The sequence below is a fragment of the Hydrogenobacter sp. T-8 genome (assembly GCF_011006175.1).
Lineage (GTDB): Bacteria > Aquificota > Aquificia > Aquificales > Aquificaceae > Pampinifervens > Pampinifervens florentissimum.
Genome location: NZ_CP048795.1, coordinates 587,261 through 613,397 on the forward strand (window position 1 = coordinate 587,261; position 26,137 = coordinate 613,397).

General features: G+C 44.7%; 42 protein-coding genes. 37 read left to right on the forward strand and 5 right to left on the reverse strand.

The genetic code is table 11. From position 1 onward, the window contains the following. Nucleotides 1-7 precede the first annotated feature (7 nt). From G3M65_RS03430 to G3M65_RS03460, 7 genes are read left to right on the forward strand one after another with little or no spacing between them, the layout of a single operon-like run. A complete protein-coding gene (locus G3M65_RS03430; RefSeq protein ID WP_173833209.1) occupies nt 8-493 on the forward strand; it encodes an OmpH/Skp family outer membrane protein in 486 nt (161 codons plus the stop codon). Beyond that, nucleotides 490-1,488, forward strand: coding sequence for a UDP-3-O-(3-hydroxymyristoyl)glucosamine N-acyltransferase (gene lpxD / locus G3M65_RS03435; protein ID WP_173833210.1), 999 nt, complete (start codon nt 490-492; stop codon nt 1,486-1,488). The genes G3M65_RS03430 and lpxD overlap by 4 nt, the downstream gene beginning before the upstream one ends. Beyond that, nucleotides 1,460-2,302 (forward strand): MqnA/MqnD/SBP family protein, encoded by an 843-nt coding sequence (locus tag G3M65_RS03440; protein ID WP_173833211.1) that lies wholly within the window; start codon nt 1,460-1,462, stop codon nt 2,300-2,302. The genes lpxD and G3M65_RS03440 overlap by 29 nt, the downstream gene beginning before the upstream one ends. Continuing rightward, on the forward strand, nt 2,302-2,772 hold the full coding sequence (gene nuoE, locus G3M65_RS03445) for an NADH-quinone oxidoreductase subunit NuoE (RefSeq protein WP_173833212.1): 471 nt from the start codon (nt 2,302-2,304) through the stop codon (nt 2,770-2,772). Before G3M65_RS03440 ends, nuoE begins: the two co-directional genes overlap by 1 nt. Then, entirely contained in the window at nt 2,747-4,024 is a 1,278-nt protein-coding gene (locus tag G3M65_RS03450; RefSeq protein WP_173833213.1) for a complex I 51 kDa subunit family protein, read from the forward strand. The genes nuoE and G3M65_RS03450 overlap by 26 nt, the downstream gene beginning before the upstream one ends. After that, nucleotides 4,021-4,260, forward strand: a complete 240-nt coding sequence (locus G3M65_RS03455) for a hypothetical protein (RefSeq protein ID WP_173833214.1) — start codon at nt 4,021-4,023, stop codon at nt 4,258-4,260. Before G3M65_RS03450 ends, G3M65_RS03455 begins: the two co-directional genes overlap by 4 nt. Next, the gene (locus G3M65_RS03460; protein ID WP_254426305.1) at nt 4,257-4,946 is read left to right on the forward strand and encodes a uracil-DNA glycosylase; all 690 of its coding nucleotides are present in this window, start codon (nt 4,257-4,259) and stop codon (nt 4,944-4,946) included. Before G3M65_RS03455 ends, G3M65_RS03460 begins: the two co-directional genes overlap by 4 nt. Here G3M65_RS03460 and G3M65_RS03465 read toward each other — a convergent pair. Continuing rightward, nucleotides 4,935-6,122 (reverse strand): TRC40/GET3/ArsA family transport-energizing ATPase, encoded by a 1,188-nt coding sequence (locus G3M65_RS03465; RefSeq protein ID WP_173833215.1) that lies wholly within the window; start codon nt 6,120-6,122, stop codon nt 4,935-4,937. The genes G3M65_RS03460 and G3M65_RS03465 overlap by 12 nt on opposite strands. Before the next feature lie 196 nt (nt 6,123-6,318). Between G3M65_RS03465 and rplN the strand changes: the two genes are divergently transcribed. The 25 genes from rplN to G3M65_RS03590 are packed head-to-tail and all read left to right on the forward strand — an operon-like array spanning nt 6,319 to nt 19,570. Continuing rightward, complete coding sequence (gene rplN, locus G3M65_RS03470; RefSeq protein ID WP_173833216.1) at nt 6,319-6,684, forward strand: 50S ribosomal protein L14; 366 nt, start codon at nt 6,319-6,321, stop codon at nt 6,682-6,684. Beyond that, on the forward strand, nt 6,684-7,040 hold the full coding sequence (rplX, locus tag G3M65_RS03475) for a 50S ribosomal protein L24 (protein ID WP_173833217.1): 357 nt from the start codon (nt 6,684-6,686) through the stop codon (nt 7,038-7,040). The genes rplN and rplX overlap by 1 nt, the downstream gene beginning before the upstream one ends. Continuing rightward, complete coding sequence (rplE, locus tag G3M65_RS03480; protein ID WP_173833218.1) at nt 7,037-7,606, forward strand: 50S ribosomal protein L5; 570 nt, start codon at nt 7,037-7,039, stop codon at nt 7,604-7,606. The genes rplX and rplE overlap by 4 nt, the downstream gene beginning before the upstream one ends. A 1-nt stretch (nt 7,607) precedes the next feature. After that, entirely contained in the window at nt 7,608-7,796 is a 189-nt protein-coding gene (locus G3M65_RS03485) for a type Z 30S ribosomal protein S14 (RefSeq protein ID WP_173833219.1), read from the forward strand. Between the two features lie 11 nt (nt 7,797-7,807). Next, complete coding sequence (gene rpsH / locus G3M65_RS03490) at nt 7,808-8,212, forward strand: 30S ribosomal protein S8 (RefSeq protein ID WP_173833220.1); 405 nt, start codon at nt 7,808-7,810, stop codon at nt 8,210-8,212. 9 nt (nt 8,213-8,221) lie between these two features. Further along, the gene (gene rplF, locus G3M65_RS03495; protein WP_173833221.1) at nt 8,222-8,776 is read left to right on the forward strand and encodes a 50S ribosomal protein L6; all 555 of its coding nucleotides are present in this window, start codon (nt 8,222-8,224) and stop codon (nt 8,774-8,776) included. A gap of 11 nt (nt 8,777-8,787) precedes the next feature. Then, complete coding sequence (rplR, locus tag G3M65_RS03500; RefSeq protein WP_173833222.1) at nt 8,788-9,165, forward strand: 50S ribosomal protein L18; 378 nt, start codon at nt 8,788-8,790, stop codon at nt 9,163-9,165. Nucleotides 9,166-9,176: 11 nt separating this feature from the next. After that, the gene (gene rpsE / locus G3M65_RS03505) at nt 9,177-9,764 is read left to right on the forward strand and encodes a 30S ribosomal protein S5 (protein WP_173833223.1); all 588 of its coding nucleotides are present in this window, start codon (nt 9,177-9,179) and stop codon (nt 9,762-9,764) included. 11 nt (nt 9,765-9,775) lie between these two features. Next, complete coding sequence (rpmD, locus tag G3M65_RS03510) at nt 9,776-9,961, forward strand: 50S ribosomal protein L30 (RefSeq protein ID WP_217422985.1); 186 nt, start codon at nt 9,776-9,778, stop codon at nt 9,959-9,961. Beyond that, nucleotides 9,958-10,404: a 50S ribosomal protein L15 gene (gene rplO / locus G3M65_RS03515; RefSeq protein WP_173833225.1), complete on the forward strand. Its 447-nt coding sequence runs from the start codon at nt 9,958-9,960 to the stop codon at nt 10,402-10,404. Before rpmD ends, rplO begins: the two co-directional genes overlap by 4 nt. After that, the gene (gene secY / locus G3M65_RS03520; protein ID WP_173833226.1) at nt 10,401-11,696 is read left to right on the forward strand and encodes a preprotein translocase subunit SecY; all 1,296 of its coding nucleotides are present in this window, start codon (nt 10,401-10,403) and stop codon (nt 11,694-11,696) included. Before rplO ends, secY begins: the two co-directional genes overlap by 4 nt. Beyond that, nucleotides 11,693-12,334: an adenylate kinase gene (locus G3M65_RS03525; protein WP_173833227.1), complete on the forward strand. Its 642-nt coding sequence runs from the start codon at nt 11,693-11,695 to the stop codon at nt 12,332-12,334. Before secY ends, G3M65_RS03525 begins: the two co-directional genes overlap by 4 nt. After that, a complete protein-coding gene (gene map / locus G3M65_RS03530; RefSeq protein WP_173833228.1) occupies nt 12,324-13,115 on the forward strand; it encodes a type I methionyl aminopeptidase in 792 nt (263 codons plus the stop codon). Before G3M65_RS03525 ends, map begins: the two co-directional genes overlap by 11 nt. Continuing rightward, nucleotides 13,108-13,347 carry a translation initiation factor IF-1 gene (gene infA / locus G3M65_RS03535; RefSeq protein WP_173833229.1) on the forward strand — a complete coding sequence of 80 codons (240 nt, stop codon included), beginning with the start codon at nt 13,108-13,110 and terminating at the stop codon, nt 13,345-13,347. The genes map and infA overlap by 8 nt, the downstream gene beginning before the upstream one ends. A 36-nt stretch (nt 13,348-13,383) precedes the next feature. Continuing rightward, nucleotides 13,384-13,500: a 50S ribosomal protein L36 gene (gene rpmJ, locus G3M65_RS03540; protein WP_173833230.1), complete on the forward strand. Its 117-nt coding sequence runs from the start codon at nt 13,384-13,386 to the stop codon at nt 13,498-13,500. 11 nt (nt 13,501-13,511) lie between these two features. Continuing rightward, nucleotides 13,512-13,892, forward strand: coding sequence for a 30S ribosomal protein S13 (rpsM, locus tag G3M65_RS03545; RefSeq protein ID WP_173833231.1), 381 nt, complete (start codon nt 13,512-13,514; stop codon nt 13,890-13,892). A gap of 11 nt (nt 13,893-13,903) precedes the next feature. After that, nucleotides 13,904-14,293, forward strand: coding sequence for a 30S ribosomal protein S11 (rpsK, locus tag G3M65_RS03550; protein WP_173833232.1), 390 nt, complete (start codon nt 13,904-13,906; stop codon nt 14,291-14,293). A 3-nt stretch (nt 14,294-14,296) separates the two neighbouring features. Further along, entirely contained in the window at nt 14,297-14,926 is a 630-nt protein-coding gene (gene rpsD, locus G3M65_RS03555; RefSeq protein ID WP_173833233.1) for a 30S ribosomal protein S4, read from the forward strand. A 12-nt stretch (nt 14,927-14,938) separates the two neighbouring features. Further along, a complete protein-coding gene (locus G3M65_RS03560; protein ID WP_173833234.1) occupies nt 14,939-15,892 on the forward strand; it encodes a DNA-directed RNA polymerase subunit alpha in 954 nt (317 codons plus the stop codon). Nucleotides 15,893-15,895: 3 nt separating this feature from the next. After that, on the forward strand, nt 15,896-16,252 hold the full coding sequence (rplQ, locus tag G3M65_RS03565) for a 50S ribosomal protein L17 (protein WP_173833235.1): 357 nt from the start codon (nt 15,896-15,898) through the stop codon (nt 16,250-16,252). Beyond that, entirely contained in the window at nt 16,249-16,488 is a 240-nt protein-coding gene (locus G3M65_RS03570) for a YggT family protein (protein ID WP_173833236.1), read from the forward strand. The genes rplQ and G3M65_RS03570 overlap by 4 nt, the downstream gene beginning before the upstream one ends. Continuing rightward, nucleotides 16,485-17,261: a TlyA family RNA methyltransferase gene (locus tag G3M65_RS03575; protein ID WP_173833237.1), complete on the forward strand. Its 777-nt coding sequence runs from the start codon at nt 16,485-16,487 to the stop codon at nt 17,259-17,261. Before G3M65_RS03570 ends, G3M65_RS03575 begins: the two co-directional genes overlap by 4 nt. Beyond that, nucleotides 17,239-17,640, forward strand: a complete 402-nt coding sequence (locus G3M65_RS03580) for a hypothetical protein (protein WP_173833238.1) — start codon at nt 17,239-17,241, stop codon at nt 17,638-17,640. The genes G3M65_RS03575 and G3M65_RS03580 overlap by 23 nt, the downstream gene beginning before the upstream one ends. After that, complete coding sequence (locus G3M65_RS03585) at nt 17,616-17,864, forward strand: hypothetical protein (protein WP_173833239.1); 249 nt, start codon at nt 17,616-17,618, stop codon at nt 17,862-17,864. Before G3M65_RS03580 ends, G3M65_RS03585 begins: the two co-directional genes overlap by 25 nt. Then, nucleotides 17,864-19,570 carry an oxygen-binding di-iron domain-containing protein gene (locus G3M65_RS03590; protein ID WP_173833240.1) on the forward strand — a complete coding sequence of 569 codons (1,707 nt, stop codon included), beginning with the start codon at nt 17,864-17,866 and terminating at the stop codon, nt 19,568-19,570. Before G3M65_RS03585 ends, G3M65_RS03590 begins: the two co-directional genes overlap by 1 nt. Here the strand turns inward: G3M65_RS03590 and lepB are convergent. Then, the gene (lepB, locus tag G3M65_RS03595; protein ID WP_173833241.1) at nt 19,560-20,243 is read right to left on the reverse strand and encodes a signal peptidase I; all 684 of its coding nucleotides are present in this window, start codon (nt 20,241-20,243) and stop codon (nt 19,560-19,562) included. The genes G3M65_RS03590 and lepB overlap by 11 nt on opposite strands. Before the next feature lie 4 nt (nt 20,244-20,247). Further along, a complete protein-coding gene (gene rlmN / locus G3M65_RS03600) occupies nt 20,248-21,291 on the reverse strand; it encodes a dual-specificity RNA methyltransferase RlmN (RefSeq protein WP_173833242.1) in 1,044 nt (347 codons plus the stop codon). A 60-nt stretch (nt 21,292-21,351) separates the two neighbouring features. On the opposite strand from rlmN, the gene G3M65_RS03605 reads away from it, so the two are divergent. The 5 genes from G3M65_RS03605 to G3M65_RS03625 are packed head-to-tail and all read left to right on the forward strand — an operon-like array spanning nt 21,352 to nt 24,308. Continuing rightward, nucleotides 21,352-22,290, forward strand: coding sequence for a lytic transglycosylase domain-containing protein (locus G3M65_RS03605; protein ID WP_173833243.1), 939 nt, complete (start codon nt 21,352-21,354; stop codon nt 22,288-22,290). Next, a complete protein-coding gene (gene mobA, locus G3M65_RS03610; protein WP_173833244.1) occupies nt 22,287-22,928 on the forward strand; it encodes a molybdenum cofactor guanylyltransferase MobA in 642 nt (213 codons plus the stop codon). Before G3M65_RS03605 ends, mobA begins: the two co-directional genes overlap by 4 nt. Beyond that, entirely contained in the window at nt 22,903-23,115 is a 213-nt protein-coding gene (locus tag G3M65_RS03615; RefSeq protein WP_173833245.1) for a heavy-metal-associated domain-containing protein, read from the forward strand. Before mobA ends, G3M65_RS03615 begins: the two co-directional genes overlap by 26 nt. Then, a complete protein-coding gene (locus G3M65_RS03620; RefSeq protein ID WP_173833246.1) occupies nt 23,105-23,692 on the forward strand; it encodes a hypothetical protein in 588 nt (195 codons plus the stop codon). Before G3M65_RS03615 ends, G3M65_RS03620 begins: the two co-directional genes overlap by 11 nt. Further along, entirely contained in the window at nt 23,658-24,308 is a 651-nt protein-coding gene (locus tag G3M65_RS03625; RefSeq protein ID WP_173833247.1) for an endonuclease III domain-containing protein, read from the forward strand. The genes G3M65_RS03620 and G3M65_RS03625 overlap by 35 nt, the downstream gene beginning before the upstream one ends. On the opposite strand, the gene G3M65_RS03630 is transcribed toward G3M65_RS03625, so the two are convergent. Both G3M65_RS03630 and G3M65_RS03635 read right to left on the reverse strand, forming a co-directional pair. After that, on the reverse strand, nt 24,286-24,918 hold the full coding sequence (locus G3M65_RS03630) for a cytochrome c1 (protein WP_173833248.1): 633 nt from the start codon (nt 24,916-24,918) through the stop codon (nt 24,286-24,288). The genes G3M65_RS03625 and G3M65_RS03630 overlap by 23 nt on opposite strands. Beyond that, nucleotides 24,915-26,126 carry a cytochrome b gene (locus G3M65_RS03635; protein ID WP_173833249.1) on the reverse strand — a complete coding sequence of 404 codons (1,212 nt, stop codon included), beginning with the start codon at nt 26,124-26,126 and terminating at the stop codon, nt 24,915-24,917. Before G3M65_RS03635 ends, G3M65_RS03630 begins: the two co-directional genes overlap by 4 nt. Nucleotides 26,127-26,137 lie beyond the last annotated feature (11 nt).

Below are 26,137 nucleotides of genomic sequence, written 5' to 3' on the forward strand. Positions count from 1 at the left end.
TATGGTTATGAAAAAAGCTCTTCTTGTAGTTGCCCTCTTTTCTGGTTATAGCTTTGCCCAGCAGAAGTTTGCCTGCGTTGACCCAAATAGGATTCTTTCAGAATCACAGCTAGTAAAGGGTAAGGAAACCCAGCTAAGAGCCAAAGTGGAGGAATATCAAAAACAGCTTGACCAGATAAACAAGAGGCTCGAGGAACTCAAGAAGCAAATAGAAAGTAAGGGAATAGCTCAAAACGTAAGAGAGCAAAGGATAAGGGAATATCAGAAGGCGGAGGCAGAAGGAATGGAACTTCAACAAAAGGCTCAAAAGGAACTCTCGGAAATAAAGGGCAAGATGGAAGAAGAGATAATATCAAGAGTAAGGGGGATATCAGAGGAGATAGCAAAGAGACAGGGCTTTACTGGTGTTCTTGACTGCTCCGCCTTTATATATAAGTCTGCGGAGATAGATATTACTACGGAGGTTATCCAGAGGCTGGACCAACAGAAATGAAGCTCTTAGACCTTGCGGAGCTTTTAGAGGGTGAAGTCTTTGGAACTTCCAGTTTAGAGGTAGAGGGAATTTCCTCACCAGAAAATCCAAAAAAGGGCACGGTCGTCTTTCTTCAAAATGTAAGAGAAGCGGAGAGGCTAAGAGAGATGGAAGTAATCCCAGTAGTATCTCAGAATATTGACTTTCCTACATACATAAAAGTCAAGGATGTGAGACTTGCCCTCGCACGCTTTTTATCTTACTTCTACCCAGAAAAACATCCTTCTGGCGTATCCGATAAGGCTTACATAGAAGATGGAGTAAGATTAGGAAAAGATGTTTATATCGCACCCTTTGTTTATTTGGGAAAGAATGTGGTTCTTGAGGATGGAGTAAAGGTTTATCCCTTTTGCTACATAGGTGAGGGTGTGAGGATAGGTAGAAATAGTGTTCTTTTTAGCGGAGTTCATGTGTATCCTTACTGCGTGATAGGTGAAGGGGTGAGAATTCATAGCGGTTCTGTGATAGGTGCGGATGGTTTTGGCTACTATGTGGGTCCAGAGGGAATAATAAAGCTAAACCACATAGGCAAGGTGGTAATAGAGGACAAAGTGGAAATAGGTGCAAACACCTGCATAGACAGGGCTCTCATAGACCAAACGGTTATTGGGGAAAATACAAAGATAGACAACCTTGTGCAGGTAGGGCATAACTGCAAAATAGGTGAGGGAAACCTTATAGTGTCTCAAGTAGGACTCTCTGGTAGTGTAAGGACGGGTAGGGAAGTAATCTTGGCTGGACAGGTTGGGGTGGCGGACCATGTGGAAATAGGGGATAAAGCGGTGGTCTCTGCCAAAGCAGGTGTGTCAAAAAACCTTGAAGGTGGCAAGGTATACGGAGGAACTATCCCAGCCATGGAATGGTCAAGATGGAAACGACTTTACGCCTATATTTTAAAACTGCCAGACCTTTTTAAGGAGAAAAGGCATGAGGATAAGGATAGCCCACAGCCCTGACTCGGACGATGCCTTTATGTTTTATGCTTTGACCGCTGGAAAGATAGACACAGAGGGTTTAGAGATTGAGCATGTGCTTGCGGACATTGAAACCCTCAACAGAGAAGCCCTGAGGGGCACCTACGAGGTCTCCGCCATATCCTTCCACGCCTATCCCTACGTAGCGGACAGGTATCTTGTGTTACCCAGCGGTGGAAGTGTGGGAGAAGGATATGGACCTATAGTGGTGGTAAAGGAAAAGGTTGAAAGCCTTAAGGGCAAAAGGGTTGCCATTCCAGGCACACTAACCACCGCTTACCTTGTTCTCAAGCTCTACGAACCGGGCTTTGAAGAGGTGGTTGTTCCCTTTGACAAGGTATTGGATATGGTGGCACAGGGTATAGTGGATGCAGGGCTTGTGATACACGAGGGACAGCTAAGCTACCAAGACAGAGGGCTACAAAAGATGGTGGACTTAGGTAAGTGGTGGCAAGAAAAGACCAACCTTCCGCTCCCCCTTGGGTGCAACGTGGTAAGGAAAGACCTTGGAGCTGAGTTAATAAGGAAGATGGAAAGGTTAATGAGGAATAGCATAGAGTATGCCCTCCAACACAAAGAGGAAGCCCTGAGCTTTGCAAGGGAGTATGCAAGGGATATAAAAGAAGACATGGAGCGCACCGGAAGGTTTGTGAGCATGTATGTAAACCATAGAACTCTGGATTACGGCGAGGATGGCAGGCAGGCGGTAAGACTTTTGCTACAGATGGGCATAGAAAGGGGTATAATTAAGGCTAAGATGCTCGAGGTGATATTTAGCGATGAGGTGAAAGACTAATGGGTGTCTTGCCACAAGAACTAATGGAAAAGCTAAGGGAACATGTGGAGTATTTTCCAAGAAAGGAACAGGCTGTGTTGCTTTGTCTCCACGAAGTCCAAGACTACTACGGACATATACCCTTTTTTGCCTTGGAGGAAGTGGCAAAACTCTTGGAAGTGCCACTAAGCCACGTGGAAAATGTGGTCTCCTTCTACGATATGTTTGACAGGGGAGAACCTGCAAGGCATAGGATAAGGGTTTGTGTAAGCGTTGTGTGTAATCTTATGAACTCTAACAAGGTACTAAATGCCTTAAGGGAGCTACTTGGCATCTCCTTAGGTGAGACCACAAGGGATGGAAGGTTTAAGCTCATAGGGGTGCAATGCATAGGTGCATGCTCAGAGGCACCTTGTTTCATGATAGATAACGACACCTATAAATTTGAATCAAAGGAGAAGCTACATGAGATCCTATCCCGTTATACCTGAAATATACGCAGAGACAACGCTTAACCTTTTGTTAAAAAGGGCTAAAAAGCCAAGAGTTCACACCATAGAGGATTACCTCAAGGACGGTGGTTATCACGCTTTGGAAAAAGCCCTCAACATGAAGCCAGAGGAGATAATAGACTGGGTGGACAAAAGCCAGCTTAGGGGTAGAGGTGGTGCAGGCTTTCCCACGGGTAGAAAGTGGAAGTTTGCGGTGCAAAACCCAGCACCGAGATATCTCATATGCAATGCGGACGAGTCTGAGCCTGGCACCTTCAAGGACAGAATACTCATAGAGAGAGACCCACACCTTCTCATAGAAGGTATGATAATCTCTGCTTACGCCATAGGGGCAAATGAGGCTTTCATATACATAAGGGGTGAATATCCTGCGGGTTATTACATACTGAGGGATGCTATACGAGAAGCAAAGAAGAAGGGCTTTCTTGGGAAAAACATACTTGGCTCTGGCTTTGACCTTGAGATTTATGTGGCAAGAGGCGCAGGTGCCTACATATGCGGAGAAGAGAGTGCGCTCATTGAATCTCTTGAAGGTAAGAGAGGCTTTCCAAGGATAAAACCACCCTTTCCTGTCCAATATGGTCTTTGGGGAAGACCCACTGTGGTAAACAACGTGGAAACCCTTTGCAATATACCACTAATAGTAAGTATGGGTTGGGAAGAGTATCGCTACATAGGACCCAGCGACTATCCAGGTCCCAAGCTCTTTCCTGTAAGTGGAAAGGTGAAAAAGCCGGGGGTCTATGAGCTCCCCATGAACACCACCCTCAGAGAAGTTATCTTCAAGTATGCGGGAGGAACTATTGGAAACAAAAAGATTAAGGCAGTATTCTCCGGAGCCCTTGACTGTTTTTCCGCAGAGGAGTTAGACACACCCATGGACTACTCGCCCTTTGGCTTTGGTGGGACGGGAACGGTTATAGTCCTGACAGAAGAAGACGATATAGTCCAAGCTTGTCTGTGGGTAGCAGAGTTTTACGCTCATGAGAGCTGTGGTCAATGCACGCCCTGTAGAGTTGGCACCCATGAACAGGCTAATCTACTTGAGAAGATACTTCACCATGAAGCGGATGAAAGAGAATGGATAGGCTTTGAGTTTGTGAACTCACACATACAGCCCACTTCTATATGCGGTCTTGGTGCAGTTGCGGGTAGGCTAATTCGTCAAACTATGCAAAAGTTCCCACAAGAGTGGGAGAAATACAGAAAGCAAGTAAAATTAGGAGTATGAGGTTTTTTCTCTTGTCTTTCTTTGCGGTTTACCTTGCTTACGCTTCAGAAGGGCAAAAGTGCGAAAGCAATCCTTTAGAGGATAAGGAATACTGTAGATATTTTTGGAGTATATGCAAAAATCTTGGTTTAAAGAGGCTTGATGGTATAAGAAGCTGTTTAGAAAAGAGCCAAAGTTATGAGGAGGGAGTTAAGTGCTTTGAAAGGTCTTGGCTTGAAGACCTCTTTAAAAGATGAAGACTTTGAAGCATACTATAAGGTCTCTTATAGAAATTGGCTTTGACGTTTTGTATATAGAAAAAGAAGCTCCGCAAAGTCAGGTAGAGCCTTCACAAAAGGTCAAAGAACCTACCCAGAGCAAAGAGGAAATGTTGAAGGCTTTGTATAGAAAACTTGAGGAGGAGAGAAAGTGCATCCTCTACGAGGGAGCGAGCGGTTATGTCTTTGGGGAAGGAAATCCTCATTCACCTGTGGTCTTTGTGGGCGAAGCCCCCGGAGAGGAAGAGGACCAACAAAAAAGACCCTTTGTGGGAAGGGCTGGCAGGTATCTCAATCAAAAACTTGAAGAGGTTGGGCTAAGACGCGAAGAGATATACATAACCAATGTGGTAAAATCAAGACCTCCTGGCAACAGAAAACCCACCGCAAAGGAAATGCAAACCTGCCTACCTTACCTGCGTAAAGAGATAGAGATAATAAACCCAAGGCTAATAGTGTGTCTGGGTGCCACAGCCCTTGAGGGCATACTGGGAAAGTCCATGCCCATAACCAAGCACAGAGGAGCCTTCTTTGATTATCCCTACGACAGAAGAATAAGGGTCTTTCTCACTTATCATCCTGCCTACATTCTTAGAAATCCTGGGGCAGAGGATGAGTTCGTGGAGGACCTCAAAAGGATAAAACAATTCCTATCAGGCTCTTGAGAGGAAAATCTTCAAATATCCCTCCTCTATCCTTGCCCCTGCTGGCTTGTAGTCTCTGAGCTTTCTGGGAAGAAGTATGTGGCTTTTGAAGTTTCTCCACCTTATCACTATTTCACCCTCGCTCTTTAGCACAGAAAGCCCATCCTTTGTAAGGAAGGGAGCTTTTAGCTTTACAATGTATTCACCGTCCTGCTCTACAAACTCGTAGGGCTTTTCTCTATGAAACACCCTTATAGGGTCCGAGTCGCCGTATATAAGGTCAGATAGAATTCTGAGTCTTTCCTCGCCCACCACCTCGTCCTCCATCAGAGGAACACTAAAGACAGGAACAGGATAGAAGAGTGCCTGCATGTCCTCAAGGTATCTCTTTTGCGTAAGCACCCATCTTGAGAAATGCTCACAGCCCTCCACGGAAGGAGGTAAGACCTTGTTGACCACCACCGCATCCACGTTGACTCCAAAGAGATTAAAATACATGAAGGCTCTCTGGCTTTCTTTTAGGACCATCTTCTCAGGGTTTGCCACAAGCCTAACAGAGGTTATCTCGGGGTCAACCAGTAGCTCGTCCACTCCCTTTAGCTTTTCGTAGAAATTTTCAAGGGCTTTGAAGTATTCGTCATCGGGTATGGGGACATCCGTAAGGCGTCTTGCTACAGGTCTTGCCACCTTGAGTATGGTTCTCTCTACGTTGAATATCTTTCTCATATACCATTTGAGGACCGTTGGCATAGAAACAAAGCGTAAAGACTCACCGGTAGGAGGTAGGTCAAGCACCAAAGCATCAAACTCACCTTCTCTATAGTATTTGTTTACATACAGAAGACTTGTAACCTCCTCCATACCCGGCAGTATGGCAAGCTCCTCAGAGACAATCTGGTCAAGCCCGGTGGTATTGAAAAGAAGCTCCAAAAACCTGTAAACATCTCCCCAATATCTGTCCACTTCTTCCTGTATGTCTATCTCCTGTATGTAGAGGTTATCTGATATCCTTATAGGTAGCCCCTTTGCCTTTATCTTTTCATCTTCTGGCACATCAAAGGCATCGCCAAGGCTGTGTGCTGGGTCAAGGGAAACCACTATGGTCTTGTAGCCGAGGGTGGAGAGCCTGTAGGCGGTTGCAGCCGATACGGTAGTCTTGCCCACACCCCCCTTACCAGAAAAGAGAATAACCCTCATAAAGTAGAAAGTATAACATTAAAAGAGATACATCTTAGCCCTCGTTTATGCCTGTTAACATAGCCCGACTAATGCTTCGTGTTTTACTACTTGACATGGTTCTGTGGCTTGGGTTAAAATGGATAGCCTTGATTGATATATCCCAAAAAAGGATTGCTTGTGATATAATTTTTAGCTTGTTATAGAGGTGGAAGCTATGATACAACGGCAGGGTTATGCAAATGTTGCAGATAACTCGGGCGCGAAGAAGGTGCAGATTATAGGTATACCCTACGCTCCGAGGAAATATGCTACCGTGGGTGATGTGGTTACAGTCACCGTCAAGGTGGCTGCACCCAACAGCCCAGCCAAGAAGGGTAAGGTCTACAGGGCTGTGGTGGTAAGGACAAAGAAAGAGGTAAGACGCCCAGACGGTAGCTACATAAAGTTTGATGATAATGCGGTGGTCCTTCTCAACCAGTATGGAGAGCCCCTTGGCACTCGTATACTAGGTCCAATAGCCAGAGAGGTAAGAAATAGAGGCTTTACCAAGCTGGCATCCTTGGCTCCGGAGGTGGTGTGATGGCTCAGAGAATAAAGAGGGGTGATACTGTGGTGGTTCTAAGAGGAAAAGAGAAGGGCAAGACTGGAGAGGTTATCAAGGTTCTTAGAGAAGAAAACAGAGTAATAGTAAAGGATGTGAACCTTGTGAAAAAGCATGTAAGGGAAATACCCAATGTAAGAGAGGGTGGCATATACGAGATGGAAGCTCCCATCCATATAAGCAATGTGATGCTTATCTGCCCCAAATGCGAAAAGCCTACAAGGGTGGGCATAAGGACGGTGTTGGAAGGAGACACCATTAGAAAATACAGATACTGCAAAAAATGCAACGAAAACATTGACCTTATAAGAGAAAAAGTGAGGGTTAGAGCATGAGCGTAGAGACCAAGTATGTTCCCAGGCTTTACACCAAGTATAAAGAAGAGGTAGTTCCTCAGCTGATAAACCGCTTTGGCTACAAGAACCCCATGGAGGTGCCCAAGATAGTCAAGGTTGTGGTCAACATGGGCGTGGGCGAGGCAGTGGGCGATATAAAGCATCTTGAAAGGGCCACAGAGGACCTGAGGGCAATAACAGGTCAACAGCCAGCGGTAAGAAGGGCAAAGAAATCCGAAGCCGGCTTTAAACTCAGAAAGGGTATGCCCGTGGGTTTGAAGGTGACCCTAAGAAAGGAGAGGATGTGGGACTTTTTAGACAAGCTCATATGCGTGGCACTACCAAGGGTGAAGGACTTCAAGGGGCTAAACCCCAGGTCTTTTGATGGTAGGGGCAACTACGCCTTTGGTATTGCGGAGCAGATAGTGTTTCCAGAAATAGATTACGAAAAGGTGGATGCCATAAGGGGTATGGATGTTATAATCCATACCACTGCAGAAACAGACGAGGAAGCCTTCTGGCTTTTGTCCCTGCTGGGGCTTCCTATAAGGAGCGCAGGAGGTTAATATGGCAAGAAAGGCAAAGGTGGCAAAGGATGTCCTGCACTTTCCAAAGTATGTGGTCAGGCAGAAAAACAGATGTCCTCTCTGTGGAAGACCCAGAGGTTTTATAAGACAGTTCGGCATGTGTAGGCTATGCTTTAGGGAGCTTGCCCTCAGGGGTGAAATTCCAGGTATTAGAAAAGCAAGTTGGTAAGGAGGTAAAAGATGGACCCAGTGGCAGATATGTTCTCCGCCATAAAGAACGCAATAAGGAGAAGGATGGATTATGTGGATGTGCCCTCTTCAAGACTAAAGGAGGCCATACTGGAACTTCTAAAAAAGGAGGGCTATATAAAGGGCTGGGAGAGATTGGAAGAGGGTAAAAAAGGCACTCAGTATACGTTGAGGATACACCTCAAATACCTTGACCCTAAGAAGGAAAGAAGTGCCATATCGGAGCTACAGAAGGTTTCCAAACCAGGAAGAAGGATATACACCCCAAAGCACAGAATACCCTATGTGCAGAGGGGGTTTGGCATAGCCATACTCTCCACCGATGCAGGTCTTATAACGGACCATGAAGCCAGAAGGCTGGGCAGAGGTGGAGAGATATTAGCCTATGTATGGTGAGGTGCGAACATGTCAAGGATAGGCAAAAAACCCATTGAGATACCTCAAGGTGTAAGGGTAAACCTTCAGGATGGAGAGCTAAGGGTTGAAGGACCAAAGGGCAAGCTCTCCATGAAAGTGCACCCAGACATAAAGGTAAGCCTTGAGGGCAACACCATAAGGGTAGAAAGACCCACAGACCAACCCTTTCACAGGGCTATGCATGGCACCACCGCCGCACTCATAAGGAACATGATAAAGGGCGTGACCGAAGGCTTTACCAAGGTGCTGGAAGTGGTGGGGCTTGGCTATAGGGCTGCGGTAAAGGGCAACAACTTAGAGCTCAGCCTCGGACTATCGCATCCTGTCATATACCCCATACCACCCGATGTGAAGATAGAAGTAAAAGAAAACAAAATATATGTAAGCGGGATAGACAAGGAAAGGGTGGGTCAGGTATGCGCCCAGATAAGAGCCTTCAGAAAGCCCGATGTATACAAGGGTAAGGGTATAAGATACGAGGGCGAAGTGCTAAGGCTCAAGGCTGGAAAGGCTGCCGGAAAGGGCAAGGGTGGTAAGAAGTAAGGAGGTAGTCTATGGCAAAGCTAAGCAGGCATGAAAAGAGAGAAAGAAGGCATAAGAGGATAAGAAAGAAGATAATAGGCACACCAGAAAGGCCCAGGCTATGCGTGTATAGAAGCCTGCACGCCTTTTACGCTCAGCTCATTGATGATACTGGAGGACAGTCAAAAACCCTTGTCTCCGCATCTTCCATAGACCCAGAGTTTGTCCAGCTCACGGGCAAAAGGGGTGGAAAGTCCATAGAGGATGTGCAGAAGGTGGCAGAGATTCTGGTAAAAAGGGCTACCGAGAAGGGCATAAAAAAGGTGGTCTTTGACAGAGGCGGTTTCCTTTACCATGGAAAGATTAAGGCTTTTGCAGACAAATGCAGAGAGCTTGGACTTGAATTCTAAAGGAGGCAAAGATGGGTGGCATATCCATTGAAAAGCTTATTGACAACAAAAGAAGAGACCAGAGGATAGCGGAGCTTGAAGACCAGCTACAGATAGAAGAGAGGCTCATTTACGCCAAAAGAACCACAAGGGTCACAAAGGGTGGAAAAAGGTTTTCCTTTAGTGCTTTGGTAATAGTGGGCGACAAAAGGGGTTTTGTAGGCTTTGGACTTGGAAAAGCCAGAGAAGTGCCAATAGCCATAGCCAAAGCCATAGAGGACGGAAGAAAGCACATAATAAGAGTGCCAATAGAAAACGGCACTGTCCCACATGACGTGATAGGACATTACGGTCCTACCATGATAAAGGTTATACCTGCAAGGCGTGGAACGGGTATAGTGGCTGGGGGTGCAGCAAAGCCTATCTTTGAATTGGCAGGTTATACGGACGTGCTTACCAAGCTACAAGGAAGCACAAACCCCAACAATGTGGTAAGGGCGGTTTTTGACGCCCTACTCAAGCTAAGGTCTCTGGAAGAGGTGGCAAGAGAGCGAGGAATAGACTTGGAGGTTCTCAAAAAGCGATACAACATCTACGCAAGAGACCTGCGCATACCATGAGGAGGAAAAACATGGCAAGGCTGAGAGTAAAACTTGTTAGAGGTCTCGCAGGAAAACCAGAGGCTCAAGTAAAGGCGGTAAAGAGCCTTGGTCTCAAGAAGGTGGGTCAGGAAGTCCTGCTTGAGGACAACCCCATGGTAAGGGGTAATATACGCAAGGCGGTTCATCTTCTTCAAGTAGAGGAGGTTAAGGAATGAAACTGCATGAGCTTGCACCCAACGAAGGAGCGGTGAAGGAAAAAAGAAGGGTTGGAAGGGGTATAGGCTCTGGACTTGGTAAAACCTGTGGGAAGGGACACAAGGGTCAAAAGACAAGGTCTGGAGACAGAAGACTTCCCTCATGGTTTGAGGGCGGACAAACACCACTCCATAAGAGAGTGCCAAAGAGGGGCTTTAGACCCATAAACAGGGTAGAGTATGCGGTGGTAAACCTCAAGACCTTAGAAAGATACTTTGAAGCAGGTCAAGAGATAACGCCAGAGCTTCTTCTTCAAAGGGGTCTTGTGAAGAAGGGTATGCCAGTAAAAGTGCTCGGAGATGGAGAGCTCACAAAGCCTCTTAGAGTAAGGGCTCACGCCTTTTCGGTCTCCGCAAGGCAGAAGATTGAAGCCCTTGGTGGAACCTGCGAGGAGATAAAGTGATAGAGTATATAAAACAGCTCTTTTCCTTGGAGGACTTCAAAAAAAGACTTGCCTACACGCTTTTTATGCTAGCCATATACAGACTTGGCAGTCATATCCCACTGCCAGGCATAGACACCACCGCCCTACAGGATTTCTTCAAGAGCTTTGAGGGGACGCTTTTTTATCTATACGATATCTTCTCAGGAGGGAACCTGAGCAGGATGACCCTCTTTGCCCTTGGGGTTATGCCTTACATATCCGCCTCTATAATGATGCAACTTCTTACCGTGGCAGTGCCAGAGCTACAAAGACTTGCAAAAGAAGAAGGAGACTACGGAAGGTATAAGATAAACCAGTATACGAGGTATCTTACCCTCTTTGTAGCTTTCGTGCAATCCATGGGTATAGCGGTGTGGCTTCAGGGGCAGGTATCACCGAAGGGAACTCCTATAGTGCCTGATACAGGAATTCTTTTCTCCCTAACCACTGTAATAGCCCTCGTATCCTCCACCATGTTCCTTGTATGGGTGGGTGATAGGATAACTGAAAAGGGTATTGGCAACGGTATGTCTTTGCTCATATTCGCCGGTATAGTGGCAGGCTTTCCCAGTGCAGGCATAAGGGTTTGGGATATGTTAAAGAACGGAGATATTTCACCTTTTGCCTTTGTGGGTGTCATACTTTTTGTCTTGGCGGTGGTTGTTGGTATTGTATTCATACAAGAGGCAGAGAGAAGAATACCAATCCAATATCCAAGAAGACAGGTGGGAAGACAGGAAATTGTTGGCTCTTCCAGCTACCTACCCATAAAGATAAACCCCGCAGGTGTTATACCCATAATCTTCGCTCAGTCTCTTCTTATAATTCCCTCAACAGTGCTGGGCTTTATACAGCATCCCATAGCCAAAGCCATACACGATGCCTTTAATCCCACCACCCTGCCCTACAACATACTTTACGTAGCCTTTATAATCTTCTTCACCTACTTTTACACCGCAGTGCTTATAAACCCCGTAGATGTAGCGGACAACCTCAAAAAGGCAGGAGCCTTTATACCTGGCGTAAGACCTGGGCAGGATACGCAAAAAACTCTGGAATACATCATAAACAGGCTTGCTCTTGTGGGTGCCCTCTTCTTAAGCGTGGTGGCGGTCATACCCATATTCGTAAGCCTATGGCTCAAGGTTCCTTTTTACTTTGGAGGGACCACTGCCCTCATAGTGGTAGGCGTTGCCCTTGATACCATAAACAAGCTGGAGGCTCAGCTCCTCCAGCAAAGGTATACAAAATACAGGAGGAAGGTAAAGTGATAATGGTCTTCCTTGGACCGCCGGGTTCTGGCAAAGGCACGCAGGCAAAAAAGCTTTCTCAGGAGCTGGGTCTTATGCATATATCCACCGGCGATATCCTCAGGGATGCGGTCAAGAACCAAACCGAATTGGGCAAGAAGGCAAAGGAATACATGGACAGGGGTGAGTTAGTGCCAGACAATCTCATGATAGCCCTCATAGAAGAGGTTATGCCAAAAGAGGGTGGCTTTATACTGGACGGCTTTCCAAGGACTGTGCCACAAGCCCTTGCCCTCGAGGAGATGCTAAGGGGTTATAAAAGGGATGTGGACAAGGTTTTCCTCTTTGACCTCTCAGAAGAGGTGGTGGTAGAGAGGCTCTCTGGAAGGCTCACCTGCTCTCAATGCGGTGCGGTCTACCACAGAAAGTATAACCCTCCAAAACAGGAAGGTGTGTGCGACCTGTGCGGTGGCAAGCTAATTCAGAGGGAAGATGACAAGGAAGAGGTAGTAAGAAGAAGATACAGGGTATACAAGGAACAAACAAGTCCTCTCGTTGAATTTTATCAAAAAAAGAATAAATTGATAAGACTGGACGCAAGCCAAGATATACAGGAAGTGAACAAAAGGTTGTTAGAGGTGTTAAGAGATGGGCATTGAACTTTACTCCTTTAAGGAGATTGAAAGGATAAAAAGAGCCTGCGATGTGGTGGTAGAGGTTTTGCAGGTAGTAGCAAAGGCGGTAAGACCCGGCATATCCACCTACGAGCTTGACCAGATAGCAAGGGAGGAAGCCAAAAAAAGAGGTGCAAAGCCTGCCTTTCTAAACTACAAGCCACCCTTTAGCGATGAAAAGTTCCCAGCCAGTTTGTGTGTTTCCGTAAATGAGGCGGTGGTTCACGGTTTACCAAAGAGGGAGCAGATAATAAAAGAAGGGGATATTGTGAGCTTGGACTTTGGAGCTTACGTGGATGGCTATGCAGGAGACTCCGCACTCACGGTGGCCGTGGGAGAAATAAGCAAAGAGAAGGAAATGCTTATGAGAGCCACAAAAGAAGCTCTTGAGGAGGCGGTAAAAGTCTGCGTGCCGGGTAACTGGGTCTCAGACATCGTGGACGCTATCTATAGGGTAGCAAAGAAATACGGTCTTTACCCCCTTAAGAACCTTGGCGGTCATGGCATAGGGAGAAAGGTGCACGAAGACCCCTTTATACCCAACCATCCTGAAACACTAAAAAGGGAAAAGAAGGACTACAAACTAAGACAGGGTATGGTGGTTGCCCTTGAGCCCATGCTCTCACTGGGCACAGAGGAGATATCCCATGATGGGGACCGTTGGACGGTGATTACCGCCGACAAAAGCCCTGCTGCCCATTACGAGTATGTGGTAGCCATCACCAAACAAGGACCCATAGTGCTAACGGAGTTCAAGGATGGCTAAAAAGAAGGGAGAAGAAAAACAGAAGGAGAAGGGTATAGTGCTTGAGGGTGAGGTGCTTGAGGCTCTGCCTAATGCCATGTTCAGGGTCAAATTGGAAACTGGGCACGAGGTGCTTGCCCATGTGTCTGGTAAGATGCGTATACACTTCATAAGGATACTGCCCGGTGACAAGGTAAAGGTGGAGCTATCTCCCTACGACCTGACCCGCGGGAGGATAGTCTACAGGGGATGATTTGTGGTATAATTTTTAGCTTACAAGGAGGTAAGCATGAAGGTAAAGCCTTCTGTTAAACCCATATGCGCCAAGTGCAAGGTGATAAGGAGAAAGGGAAGAGTGATGGTTATATGCGAAAACCCAAAGCACAAACAAAGGCAGGGTAGTTAAGGAGGTAGAAGATGGCAAGGATAGCAGGTGTTGACCTTCCAGACGGTAAAAAGTTAGAGGTAGCCCTTACTTATCTCTATGGCATCGGCTGGGCAAGGGCAAGGGAAATATGCCAAAAGACGGGCATACCGGGCACCAAAAGGCTTGGAGAGCTAACACCAGAAGAGCTAAACACCATAAGGAAGTTTATAGAGCAAAACTACACGGTAGAAGGCGACCTAAGAAGAGAAGTGCAGATGAACATAAAGAAGCTTATAGACATGGGGTGCTACCGGGGTATGAGGCATGTAAAGGGCTTACCCGTTAGGGGTCAACAGACAAGAACCAACTCAAGAACCAGAAAGGGTAAGAGAAAAACCGTGGGTGGGACAAAGAAAAAGATAGTAAAGTAAGGAGGTAATGGATGGCAAGAAGACAACAGCAACCCAAAAAGCAGAAAAAAACTGTAACAGAAGGTATAGTTAACATACTAAGCACCTTTAACAACACCATAGTGACCATAACGGATAAACAGGGCAACACCCTTGTCTGGGAAAGCGGTGGCACTGTTGGTTTCAAGGGCACAAGGAAAAGCACACCCTACGCAGCACAGCTTGCCGCCCAAAAGGCGGCAAAAAGGGCAATGCAGGAATATGGACTTCAAGAAGCGGAAGTTAGGGTAAAGGGTGCAGGTGCAGGAAGGGAATCTGCCCTAAGGGCTATCTACGCCGCAGGCATAAAGATAAAGGCTATAAGGGATGTAACACCCATTCCTCACAATGGATGCAGACCACCAGCCAAGAGGAGGGTTTGAAGCATGGGTAGGTATATAGGACCTCAGGTAAGGATTGACAGAAAGCTCGGTGTAGTTGTCTCGGGCAAAAAGAGTGCACCAAAAATTTTAGCCAGGAGAAACTTCCCACCCGGTCAGCATGGAAGGGTAAAGGGTAGAAGGAAGAAACTGACTGAATACGGCATAAGGCTTATGGAAAAGCAAAAGCTCAAGTTCCTCTACGGCGGTTTGAGGGAAAAACAGTTTAAAAGATACTTTGATGAAGCCTCCCGCTCCAAGGGCAACACTGGACAGGTTCTTCTCCAACTCTTGGAAAGAAGACTTGATAATGTGGTCTACAGGCTTGGTTTTGCCAGCACCAGAAGACAGGCAAGGCAGTGGATTGTGCACGGGCACTTTTTGGTAAACGGCAGAAAGGTGGACATACCCTCCTACAGGGTAGAAGTAGGAGATATAATAGAGCTAAAACCCTCTTCCAGAGACATACCCCAGGTCTTGGAAAACTTAGAAAACACAGACCCCAGAAGTGTTCCCCCTTGGCTTGAGCTGGATAAGGACAACTACAGAGGAAAAGTTATAGACCTTCCAAAGGACATACAACTGGAGGTGCCAGTGAACCTTCAGTATATCATAGAGTTCTACTCAAGGGTCTAAGGAGGAAAGATTATGCTTAGAGAGTTTCTTTTCCCCTCAAAGGTTTATTGGGAAGAAAGGACAAGGACATATGGGCGATTTGTGATGGAACCTCTGGAGAGGGGTTTCGGTATAACTGTAGGAAACTCCCTCAGAAGAACGCTCCTGTCCTCCATACAGGGAGTTGCCCTAACTGCGGTAAAGATATACGGTGTTTATCACGAGTTTTCAGCGGTTGATGGTGTCCAAGAGGATACCCTTGAAATAATAGCAAACCTCAAAAAAGTTAGGTTTAAGCTCCACAATTCTGATGTGGAGGTGCTTTATCTCAAAAAGAAAGGCGAAGGTGTTGTCTACGCAAAGGATATAAGCGTTCCTCCCAGCGTGGAAGTGGTAAACCCTGACCAGAAGATACTTACCATTACGGACCCCAATAAGGAAATAAACATAGAGTTAAGGATAGAAAAGGGTTTTGGATATGTGCCTACGGAGGAAATGGAAGTCCTTGGGGAGGTAGGATGGATACTGGTGGATGCGGATTTCTCACCGGTTCGTCAAGTGGCCTTCAGAGTGGAAAAGACAAGGGTGGAGAAAAGAAGCGATTACGATAGGCTTATAATGGAAGTCTACACAGATGGCACAAAAACCCCAGAAGAGGTCATAAAGGAAGCGGTTGATCTAATAATTAAAAACTTTACTCCCCTCGAAAACATATCCTTTGAGGTGCCAGTCATAGAGGAGCCAGTGTCAGTGGTTGAGGAGTTTGTGGAAAAGCTAAGCCTTCCCATAGAGGAACTGGATGTATCCCAGCGAGCTCTCAATTCAATAAAGAGGATGGGTATATCTACCATAGGAGACCTTGTAAAGCTCACAGAGGAAGACCTCAAAGGGACAAAGAACGTGGGTAGGAAAGCCATCAATGAGATAAAGGAAGCTCTCAAACAGATGGGGCTTTACCTGGGTATGGACATAGAAAGTAGGAGGTAAAAGATGAGGCACAGGGTTAAGAAAAAGCACTTTGACAGGACAAAGGAACAAAGGCTTGCTCTATACAGATCCCTTGCCAGAGCCCTCATAATGGAAGAGAGGATAGAGACTTCCCTTCAGAGGGCTAAGGCGGTAAGACCTTTTGTAGAAAGGCTCATAAACCTTGGTAAGAAGGGAGATCTATCCTCCAGAAGGCTCGCCCTGTCTCTCTTACCTGATAGAAAGGTAGTCAAAAGGCTTTTTGAAGAGATAGCTCCTAGGTTTGAAAATAGGAATGGAGGCTATACGCGTATCATAAAATTGCCCGAAAGAAGAAGGGGTGACGGGTGCGAGCTTGCTATCCTTGAGCTTGTGGAATGATAAAGGGAATTTTATCCCTCTTCATAAACTTGCTTATACTCTTGGTTTTTATCCATGCCATAGGCTCATGGATACCCAAAGTTAGGGAAAGTAAGTTATACGAGGTGTTAGACAGCCTTATATCACCCCTTCTTAACCCTATAAGAAGAGTTCTTCCACCCACTGGCGGGTTTGACTTTTCTCCTCTTGTCCTTCTTTTTATACTCTACTTCATAAAGCATCTTTTTAGGCTTTGAGGCTTGACCAGTATCTGGTTGAAAAGGGTTATGTCTCTAGTAGAGAAAAGGCTCAAGCCATAATAATGGCAGGGCTTGTGTATGTAGATGGCAAACCTATTACAAAGCCAGGGACGAAAATAAAAGAGGGGCAAATTATAGAGGTTAAAGAGCTTCCTAAATATGTATCCAGAGGTGGTTATAAGTTAGAATGGGCTATCCAAAGGTTTGGACTTGATGTGAAAGGTATGACCGCACTTGATGTAGGGTCTTCTACAGGTGGTTTTACTCAGTGCCTTCTTATGCATGGTGCTAAAAAGGTATACGCGGTGGATGTGGGTCGCGGTCAAATGGACCCAAAGCTCAGGTCAGACCCAAGGGTTGTGCTCTATGAAAAGACCGACGCAAGAGAGCTTACAGAAAAGCATATACCAGAACCCGTAGACCTCATTGTGATGGATGTATCTTTCATCTCTGCAACAAAGCTAATTCCATATGTGGTAAAATTCCTTAAGGAGGAAGGGCTTTTGATAGTGTTGGTAAAGCCACAGTTTGAGGTAGGTCCAGAGAAGGTAAAAAAGGGAATAGTTAGAGAGCAAGAGGAAAGAAAGTGGGCTGTGCTAAAGGTAGCGGAGTTTCTAATTTCCTTAGGTTTTAATGTGGCTAAGGTAATAAAGTCAAAACCAAAGGGAACAAAGGGCAACGAGGAGTTTTTCATTCTCTCAGGCAAGCATCTTAAAGCCTTGGAAAATTTAGAGGAGGCTGTGGAAGGTGCAATCAAGGAAGTTGTTTGAAGGAAACTACATGCAGGGGAAGGTTGGACTATTCCCCTTTACTCCGGAAAACCTCATGAGAGTGGGTCTTGCTCTATGCACTTACCTTAAGATAAACAAGAGTATTGAAAGACCGAAGATGAGAGTGGATGCACTAAATTTCCTTACCCTTTCAGTGGCGGTAGGGTTTATGACAGGGGGTGGAGATGTATACATGGATGAGGAAGGAGACATAATCCTAAGATATGTGATGGAAGAAGGTAATGCGAGGTTATGGATAGAAAACCTGCAAGACTATGAGCTCAAAATGGTTGAATCTATACTTTTTAGTAGATATAATATGCCAAGGTCAGAAGGAGAGGAGGTAGGTAGCATATGGATACCAAGAAACTCGCTTTAGATCTTTCAGAGGAGACCATTAAAGCTCTTCTGAGTTTTGGCACTGAGGCAGATGAGTTCTACAGAAGGTTTAGAGAGCTAAGACTTCTCGAAGATGACCTGTCCTTTCAGTCTGCGCTTCTTAAGGTGGAGCATGCCTTTTTCATGTTAGTGCAATCAATGAACATACTCAAAGAACAGTTAGCACTTCTGAGAATAGCAGCTCAGAAGGGGGAGGTTTACTGATGGGTGTTATGTGTATGCTTTTAGACAAAAAGAAACAATACTTTCCTCTTCTTGCGGATATATTTAACATAACTGGACATAAACTCCTTATAGCTTTTGATGAGGAAAAAGCCTTTGAGCTTTTAAAGGTATCAGAACCTGAGGTCATAATACTTCCCGCGGAAGATATAGGTTTCTGGCTTAAGCTCCTTGAACTTGAAAAATACCTTCTGCCCATTCTGTTTGTAGAAAGCTATGAAGATGCAGAGGCGTTAGCAAAATACGGACTGAGGGAAGTTAACTACGAGGTTATTCCCTTTAATCCTATGGAACTTTTAACCAAAATAGTCAGCCTAAGCAGGGACCCGCAAGATTCAGCATCCCTGTCAATAATAGGTCCCCTGAATTTGCTAATTAAACTCTTGCGTAAAGGTGCTACTTCAGCCCTCGTAGTAGAGGATGAGGAGAAATCTTGCACCATATACATACATAAGGGCATTATAAAGGGTTGTAGTTGTGGGATAGAGGAATTGGCTAATTTGTTTGTAAAGGATGTTAAAATCAGACTTGACATCTACGAGGAGGATAAGGCTGTTATTAGCTATGTATACAAAGACAACTGGGAGTTCTTCTCTGGTCTTGTCTATGGTTATGCCCCACCGCAGGCTGTTTCACAACCCGTTTCAAAAGTAGAAGAAACTAAAGCCCCAAAGTCTACTCTTGATTTAAGCCAACCTATAGAAATATCTTATGGGTTCTTCTGGATAGGGTCGCCTCAGGAGGATGGGCTATTCCAGAAAAACGCATACCTGCGTATATACGAAAAGGATAACATAAAGGTTCCCATGCTTATAAACATAGGCACGGTGCAAGATTATGTCCTTATAAGGTCAAAGCTGGAGCAGGTGGTTGGCACTGTAGAAGCTGTAAAGGCGGTGGTAGTGCTTAGCTCTGGGGTGGATGATTGTTCGGGAATTGTAAATTTTCTACAGTCAAACCAAAAGGCTTTCGTGATAACTTCTCTTAGCATTGCTCAGCGATTAAGGGCTTTTGGTATTCCGCAGGCAAGAATAAAGGCTTTTGAAACCTTCCCCAACAAAAGGCTTAGGTTAGCCACTGGAGATGTTCTAAGGTTTCTGTCCTTACCCTTTCTTCCTGAGAGAGGTAGTTTTGCAGTATTGGAGGAAAGCACGGGCTTTCTATTTACTGGAAGGTTTTTGAGCTCTCTTTGCACTTATGAAGACCTTAACCCCTTAGAGGGAGGGGACATGGAAGATGTGCTTATATATACAAGCCTTTTCATACCCTCGCAGGATACCCTCAATAGGTCTCTGGGACAGGTAAATAAGGAAGAAATAAATGCCATACTACCAATGTTAGGCAATCCCATATACTCAAAAGGCAAAATAAGAGAGATATTTGATAGACTGGAAAGCGGATTTTTAGCAGTTCCTGAGGTTAGAGATAGCCAAGTGCTCTTAGAAACCTGCAACAGCATTCTGTCTTATCTTAGAGACAACTTAGAAACACAGGAATTTCAGAATTTCCTTGAGGAGCTGGGTAGCTTTATGTACATGGAAGACAACAAAATAGTAGAGCCTTTTGTAGACCCCGAAAATATACCCTCTCTCATATTAAGCCTCATGTATGTAAAGGGTATAAACCCTGCTACTATAAAAAAAGCAATAAAACACTTTTATATGGCGGGTATTTCCATCACCATATAAGAGGCTTGCCTATCCTTTCAAATCTCGGGTTCAGCAGGGCAAGAAAAAGCTGTTTAAAACCAGTAAGTATGCTTACATCTGTGCTATCAAGGGGAGGTATATCTCCAGAAAAGTAAACCACAAAAGCCTTCCCTACTATGTTCTCTCTTGGCAAAAGCCCCCAGTATCTGCTGTCTTCGCTATTGTCTCTGTTATCTCCCATTACAAAGTAGTATCCTTCGGGTATCTTAGCATAATAAACATCTTTTCTTTGTATTAAAGGGCTTTGATATAGGGCTATTTTGTGCTTTACCCCATTGGGAAGTGTTTCTTCATAGATGAGCTTTAGGTTTCCATCCTCCAAAACCTCTTCCACAAACCTCAAAGGTAATTCTTGACCGTTTATAAATACCCTTTCACCCTTTATTTCAAGAGTGTCGCCAGGCATACCTATTATCCTCTTTATGAAGTCTATCTGCGGGTTTACTGGCCACCTGAAAACTACTATATCCCCTCTCTGAGGTTCAGAAAGCCTGTAAACCAACTTGTTGACCAGTATAAAATCACCCACAAGAAGGGTGGGTTTCATAGAGCCAGAAGGTATGTTGTAAGCCTGTAGAAGAAAAGCCCTTATAAAAAGAACCACTATTATGACTACTATGAGCTCTCTAATCCATTTAGGAACTGCCTGCACCCTTCTATTTTACCATAAGCTCAAGCCTTTTGCTCCTTAGTTGTCCGCAAGCTCCGAAAACCTCAATACCCTTGCTCAGTCTTATAAAGGTGGATATGTTGTATTTCCTTAGCACTTCTTGGAAAGCATATACGCCCTCCATGGAGGGTCTTTCAAAGGGGATAGATGGGTCTGGATTGTAGGGTATGAGGTTTACCTTAAATTTCCTCTTATAGGGTGCTATGAGTTTGGCTAAGGCTTCCGCCTGTTTGGGTGAGTCATTAAGGTTCTTTATCAAAACATATTCAAGCATTATCCTTCTGTCAGGTGGATAGGGAAATTCTATAAGAGCCTTAAGGATTTCTTCAAGGCTGTTGGTTTTGCTTATGGGCATAAGGGTTTCTCTAAGTTTTTGAGAGGGTGCGTTTATGGAAACCGCAAGGTTTAGCTCTCTCATGAGAGGGTCCTGTGCCATTCTTCTTATCTGAGCTACAAGACCGCTTGTGGATATGCTGACCCTTCTCTTGGAGAGGTCTATACCCCATGGGCTTATCATTATCTCCACAGCCTTTCTGACCGCTTCGTAGTTTGCCAAAGGTTCCCCCATACCCATAAAGACCACGTTCCTTATCCTATTGGGTGTTTCTTTCTGCACGAGGAGATACTGGTCAATTATCTCAGAGGTTGTTAGGTTTCTCAAAAGCCCATCCTTTGCAGTGGCACAAAACCTGCACCCTACCGCACAGCCTACCTGAGAGGATACACACAAGGTTAGATGGTCTCTCTCAAATATAAGGACCGTTTCTATTAGATGTCCATCTTCGGTTCTGAATATATACTTTACCGAGTCTTCCGCAGGCACTTTACTGACAAGCTCAAGAGTATGAACCTTGAAATGTTCAGAAAGCAAACTCCTGTGTGCCTTTGAGAGGTTTGTCATATTCTGGAAGTCTGTTTCAAACTTCTTGTAAACCCAGTCAAGGATCTGGCTCGCCCTATAGGGTTCAAGACCAAGCCCTATGAGTATGTCCGTTAGCTCCCTTAAATTAAGAGAGGATAGTAACCACATAGTGTATTAAATTTATAACATTGATTGCGATAAGTATATAATACATAGTTGAGGGTAGATATGAAAAAGGGGATATTATTTTTGGGGCTATTATCAACGGTTTTAAGCTCTTGCACTCCTATCGTAAGACAAGCGGTAATGCCTAAGGCGGACAACCAAGTAAGCCTTGTGCAGAAAGGGAGTTTTTACTTTACAGAAGAGGAAGAGAAGTTCATAAGGGAGGAGGCAAAAGCTCTTGGTATACCTATACCAGATAGAGAGGAGATAAGGAGGTTTATGGATTACTATCTTAGCAATAGGAGGTTTTTTGAGCTTACTCTACAAAGAGCAAACTACTATATGCCCCTAATAAAACCAATAGTGCGGAAACACGGTCTTCCTGAGGAGCTTGCCCTCTTGCCTGTTATAGAGAGTGCCTTTAACAACTTCGCAGTATCAAGGTCTGGTGCAGCAGGGCTTTGGCAGTTTATTCCCTCTACCGCAAGAAGGTATGGTCTCAGAGTTGACCAGTTTGTGGATGAGAGGTTTGATGTCCTTAAGGCTACAGACGCAGCCATGAGATATCTAAAAGACCTATACAGCATGTTTGGAAACTGGGAGCTTGCCCTTGCCAGCTATAACTGTGGCGAAAACTGTGTAGCAAGAAGGACAGGTGGTATAGACTTCTGGGCAACGCAGAGGTTCTTGCCAGAGGAGACGAGAAACTATGTCCCTGCCTTTTTTGCAGTATTACTTCTTGCAAGAGACCCTGAAAAATACGGATTATCTGTTAAGGTTGAAGGACTAAGTGTAGACAGAAAGCTTGTGGAAAGAGATACTGCGGTTGAGGAGGTCCTTAGCGAGAAAAACGTAAGAGAAAACATCTTCAGGGACCTAAATCCTCATATAAGAACTGGGATCATACCTGCAGGCACCTATGTTTACATACCAAGAGAGCATAACATGGAAGAGAGGGTTGAAAGACTTCCAAACGGTGCAAAACTTATAATAAGGGAATGATAGAATGCTTTGTGCTTGCAGGCGGTCTTAGTAGGCGATTCGGTGAAGACAAACTTCTCTATCAGATAGGCGGAAAGAGAGTTATAGAGCATACCCTTGAAGCCTTAAGGAGCATATGTGGAAGACTGTGTCTTGTGGTAAAGGATGAAAAAAAGTTTTCCTTTCTAAAGGAAGTAGAAATTCTAAAAGATACACTTGAAAAACAATTTGCTCTTGCAGGTGTTTATACAGCGTTGGAAAACTTAAGAGTAGATAAAGCCCTTATCGTAGCTGGGGACATGCCACTCATAAAGAAAGAAGTAGTAAGTCTTCTGTTAGAAAAGGCGAAGCCACCTATAACCTTCTTTAATATAGACGGAAGGCTCTATCCGCTTTTTGCAGTTTATTACAAACAGGTTTTGCCAGAGCTAAAGCTATATATTGAATCGGGTGGTGAAAGGGTCTTAGACTTTGTAAAAAAGTTTCCATATAAGGAAGTTACCGAAAGGGAAGTTTTAGAATATGACCCTATGCTTTTGTCCTTTCTGAACATGAACACAAGGGCGGATGCTGACTATATAGTAAAAGTTATAGGCTACTCAGATACATACGAGATGTCTTATATTAGAAAGTATGATGAGAAAGACGCTAAAGGTTGAAGGTATGACCTGCCTCCACTGCGTGGAGAGGGTAAAGAAGGCAATATACTCCATTGAAGGTGTCTCCCATGTTGAGGTGAGTCTTGAAGAGGGTAGAGTGCAGGTCTATATGGAAAAGGAAATACCTTTTCATGTCCTTAAGTCCGCAGTGGAAGAGTGGGGCTATAGAGTGGTTGGTGAAGTTTGAAGAGTTTAAAAAGGAAGTGGAAGGGCTTGAGCTTTTTAGCAAAGGATGGAGAGGATATATCTACAGGGGCATTTGGAAAGGGCAAAAGGTAGCCATAAAGGTTGCTAAAGACCAGGAGAGAGTATACGCCATACAGAAGGAATGCAAGATATTAAAAAGGCTTTTGGGACACGGAGGCTTTCCACAAGTTCTTTTTTGCGGAAAGGACTTTATAGTCTATCCTTTTATTGAAGGCGTCCCTTTAGAAAAGAAAAGGCTATCCCTTGAGGAAAAGGCAAGGGTTTATCTGAAGGTATTAGAGCTTATTAAAGTTTTGGACTCTCTTGGTATAAACAAGGACGAGCTTCATAGCCTTGACAAAAATACCCTCTTGGGCAAAGATGGAGGGGTATACATGCTTGACTTTGAGAGGGGTAGCCAAGAACCTAAAAAGCTACATAACCTTACACAGTTTCTCCAATTGCTGGTAAGAGAAGGTTTTCTTGGAAGGGAAAGGGCGATAGATTTGGGCAGAAAATACTCAAGAGGAGAGAATGTATACGATGAAGTTGCTGAGGTTATACGAGCTTTTACTTGACCTTTACGGCTTTCAGGGGTGGTGGCCAGTGGATGCTTACTACCATAACCTAATGGGCACAGACCCCAGAGATGAGGTCATAATAGGTGCTGTGCTTACTCAAAATACAAGCTGGAAAAATGTAGAAAAATCCTTAGAGAACCTAAAAAGAGAAGGTGAATTATCTCTTGAATTTGTCAGAAAGGTCAATTTGGAAGGGCTGAAGGAACTTATTAGACCCTCTGGCTTTTACAATCAGAAGGCTATTAGATTAAAAACAGTGGCTGAGTTTATAAACCCTACGGACAGGGTAAAAACCCTATCAAGAGAAGAACTATTAAGAGTCAAAGGCATAGGACCCGAAACCGCAGATGCTATACTTTTGTATGCTGGTGAAAGGCTCAGCTTTGTTATAGATAAATACACGCAGAGGTTTATTAAAAGGTTTATGAACCTTGAGGGAGACTACCACAGGCTAAAGAATTTCTTTGAATCAAACCTACCTCAAGATCTTGGAGTTTATAAGGAATTCCATGCCCTCATAGACGAGCATGCAAAAAGGTATTGCAGGAGCACCCCCCTATGTGGGGAGTGTCCTTTGAATAGCCTTTGTATTAGTGCAAGCCCATCCTCTTGAGTATTTTATCCCTCCATACCCAGAGAAGAACACCCATAACTATAAGGTAGGCTAAAGTTCCTACGCCCATAAGAACTCTCTTGTTTTTCTCTTCCGGAGAAGGCTCAGCCACAGATTTAAGGTAAGCTATTATCTTTGCTGTCTCTTCAGGTCTTCCTGCCATAACTGGTGGCATGGAGGTGCCTGGCAGGACCTTTTGAGGCTCAAGAATGAAGTTATAAAGGTACTCTTTGCCTTTAACAAGATACATAGTGGAGAGGTCTGGTGGAACTTTACCAAAGGACTCTTTCAAAGCCATGAGGTCTTCATGAAATACCGCCTCATACACATCCCTTGGAAGCACCTTCCCATACTTCTCCTGAAGGGTTTTCAGTTTTGGGTTCGCTTGCACAGAGCTTAGATATACCGCATCATACCTGACAGAGTGGCATGCCTGACAGTTTTGCTCAAAGAGCTGTTTGCCCTCTTTTGCGTAGCTCTTTACATCATCCGCTATCTTTGCGTGCTGAGCAGGCATTTCGTAATGCTCACGATGGGCAAATATGTTGTTTATCCATATTATGTAAAAGAAAAGCACTGTGGTAACCGTAAAGAAAACAGCCTTAATCATTGCTTTTCACCTCCTCTTGCTTTATACCATCCCCACTCTATGATGGAGATTATTGGTAGGGAGAGGAAAAAGGCAAAAAGACCGGCAGTAAATACAAGACCAAGCATTGCGTTAGTGGGTGTGGGGGGCATAGTGCCAAGTATGGTAAGAGCCATAGAAGAAATTACAAGCACTATAAACATTATAAAGAAAAGAGGTCTATTCCTTGCACTTTTTAGAGGAGAGAAGTCAAGGAAGGGCAGTATAAGAAGGAAAACAAGGGTAAGGTTAAAGGCTACAAAACCGAGGAACTTGTCTGGTATGGACCTAAATATGGTGTAGTAGGCGAGCAGATACCACTCAGGGGCTATGTGGGCTGGTGTCTTGAAGGGGTCTGCAGGGTCGTAGTTGTCCGGTGGTAAAAAGTGGTGCATGTAGAAAAAGACAAAGAAGAAAAACACTGCAAGATATCCCATTACATAAGCACCCTCCTTAAGGGTCATGTAGGGGTGGAAAGGCACTCCTTCTTTTTTCTTGTCTATCTCTCTTCCCTCTGGGTTGGATATGCCCGCAGCACGCACCAAGTAGAGGTGAACGCTCACAAGAAGCAGAAGTATAAGTGGCAAAAGCCATATGTGAAGACCAAAGAACCTTCCAAGAGTTATCTGTCCTATTTCATATCCGCCCTTCATCCATATGGAAATAGTTTCCCCTATCTTTAAGCTACCTATCAAAGGTGCAGAATCTATGGATGTAGGTATTTCTGCTGTGACCACCATGCCCCAATAGGAGAGCTGTCCCCAAGGCAAGAGATATCCTGTAAGAGCGGTTACAAGAAGGACAAAGTATATGACCCATCCCACTATCCAGGTTAGCTCTCTTGGCTTTTTGTAAGCGTTGTAGTATATGCCGGTGAATATATGAAGGTATACTATCGCAAGGAAGAAGTTCGCCCCCGCTGCGTGCACGTGCCTTATGAGCCACATGAAGGGAACTTCCTTCATTATGGTATAGTTGGCACTGTCAAAGGCGGTATGGACATTTGGTTGATAATACATGGTGAGGAATATACCAGAGATTATCTGAATGGCAAAGGCAACAATTGCCATTATACCAAAGGCATAGGGGAATGTAAGGTTCTTGGGGACTTTATAGTCCACCATCTGAGCCTGCCATAACTCAGAAAGATGTGCCCTCTCATCGATCCATCTGCCAATCCTTCCAAGCATCTTTATACCTC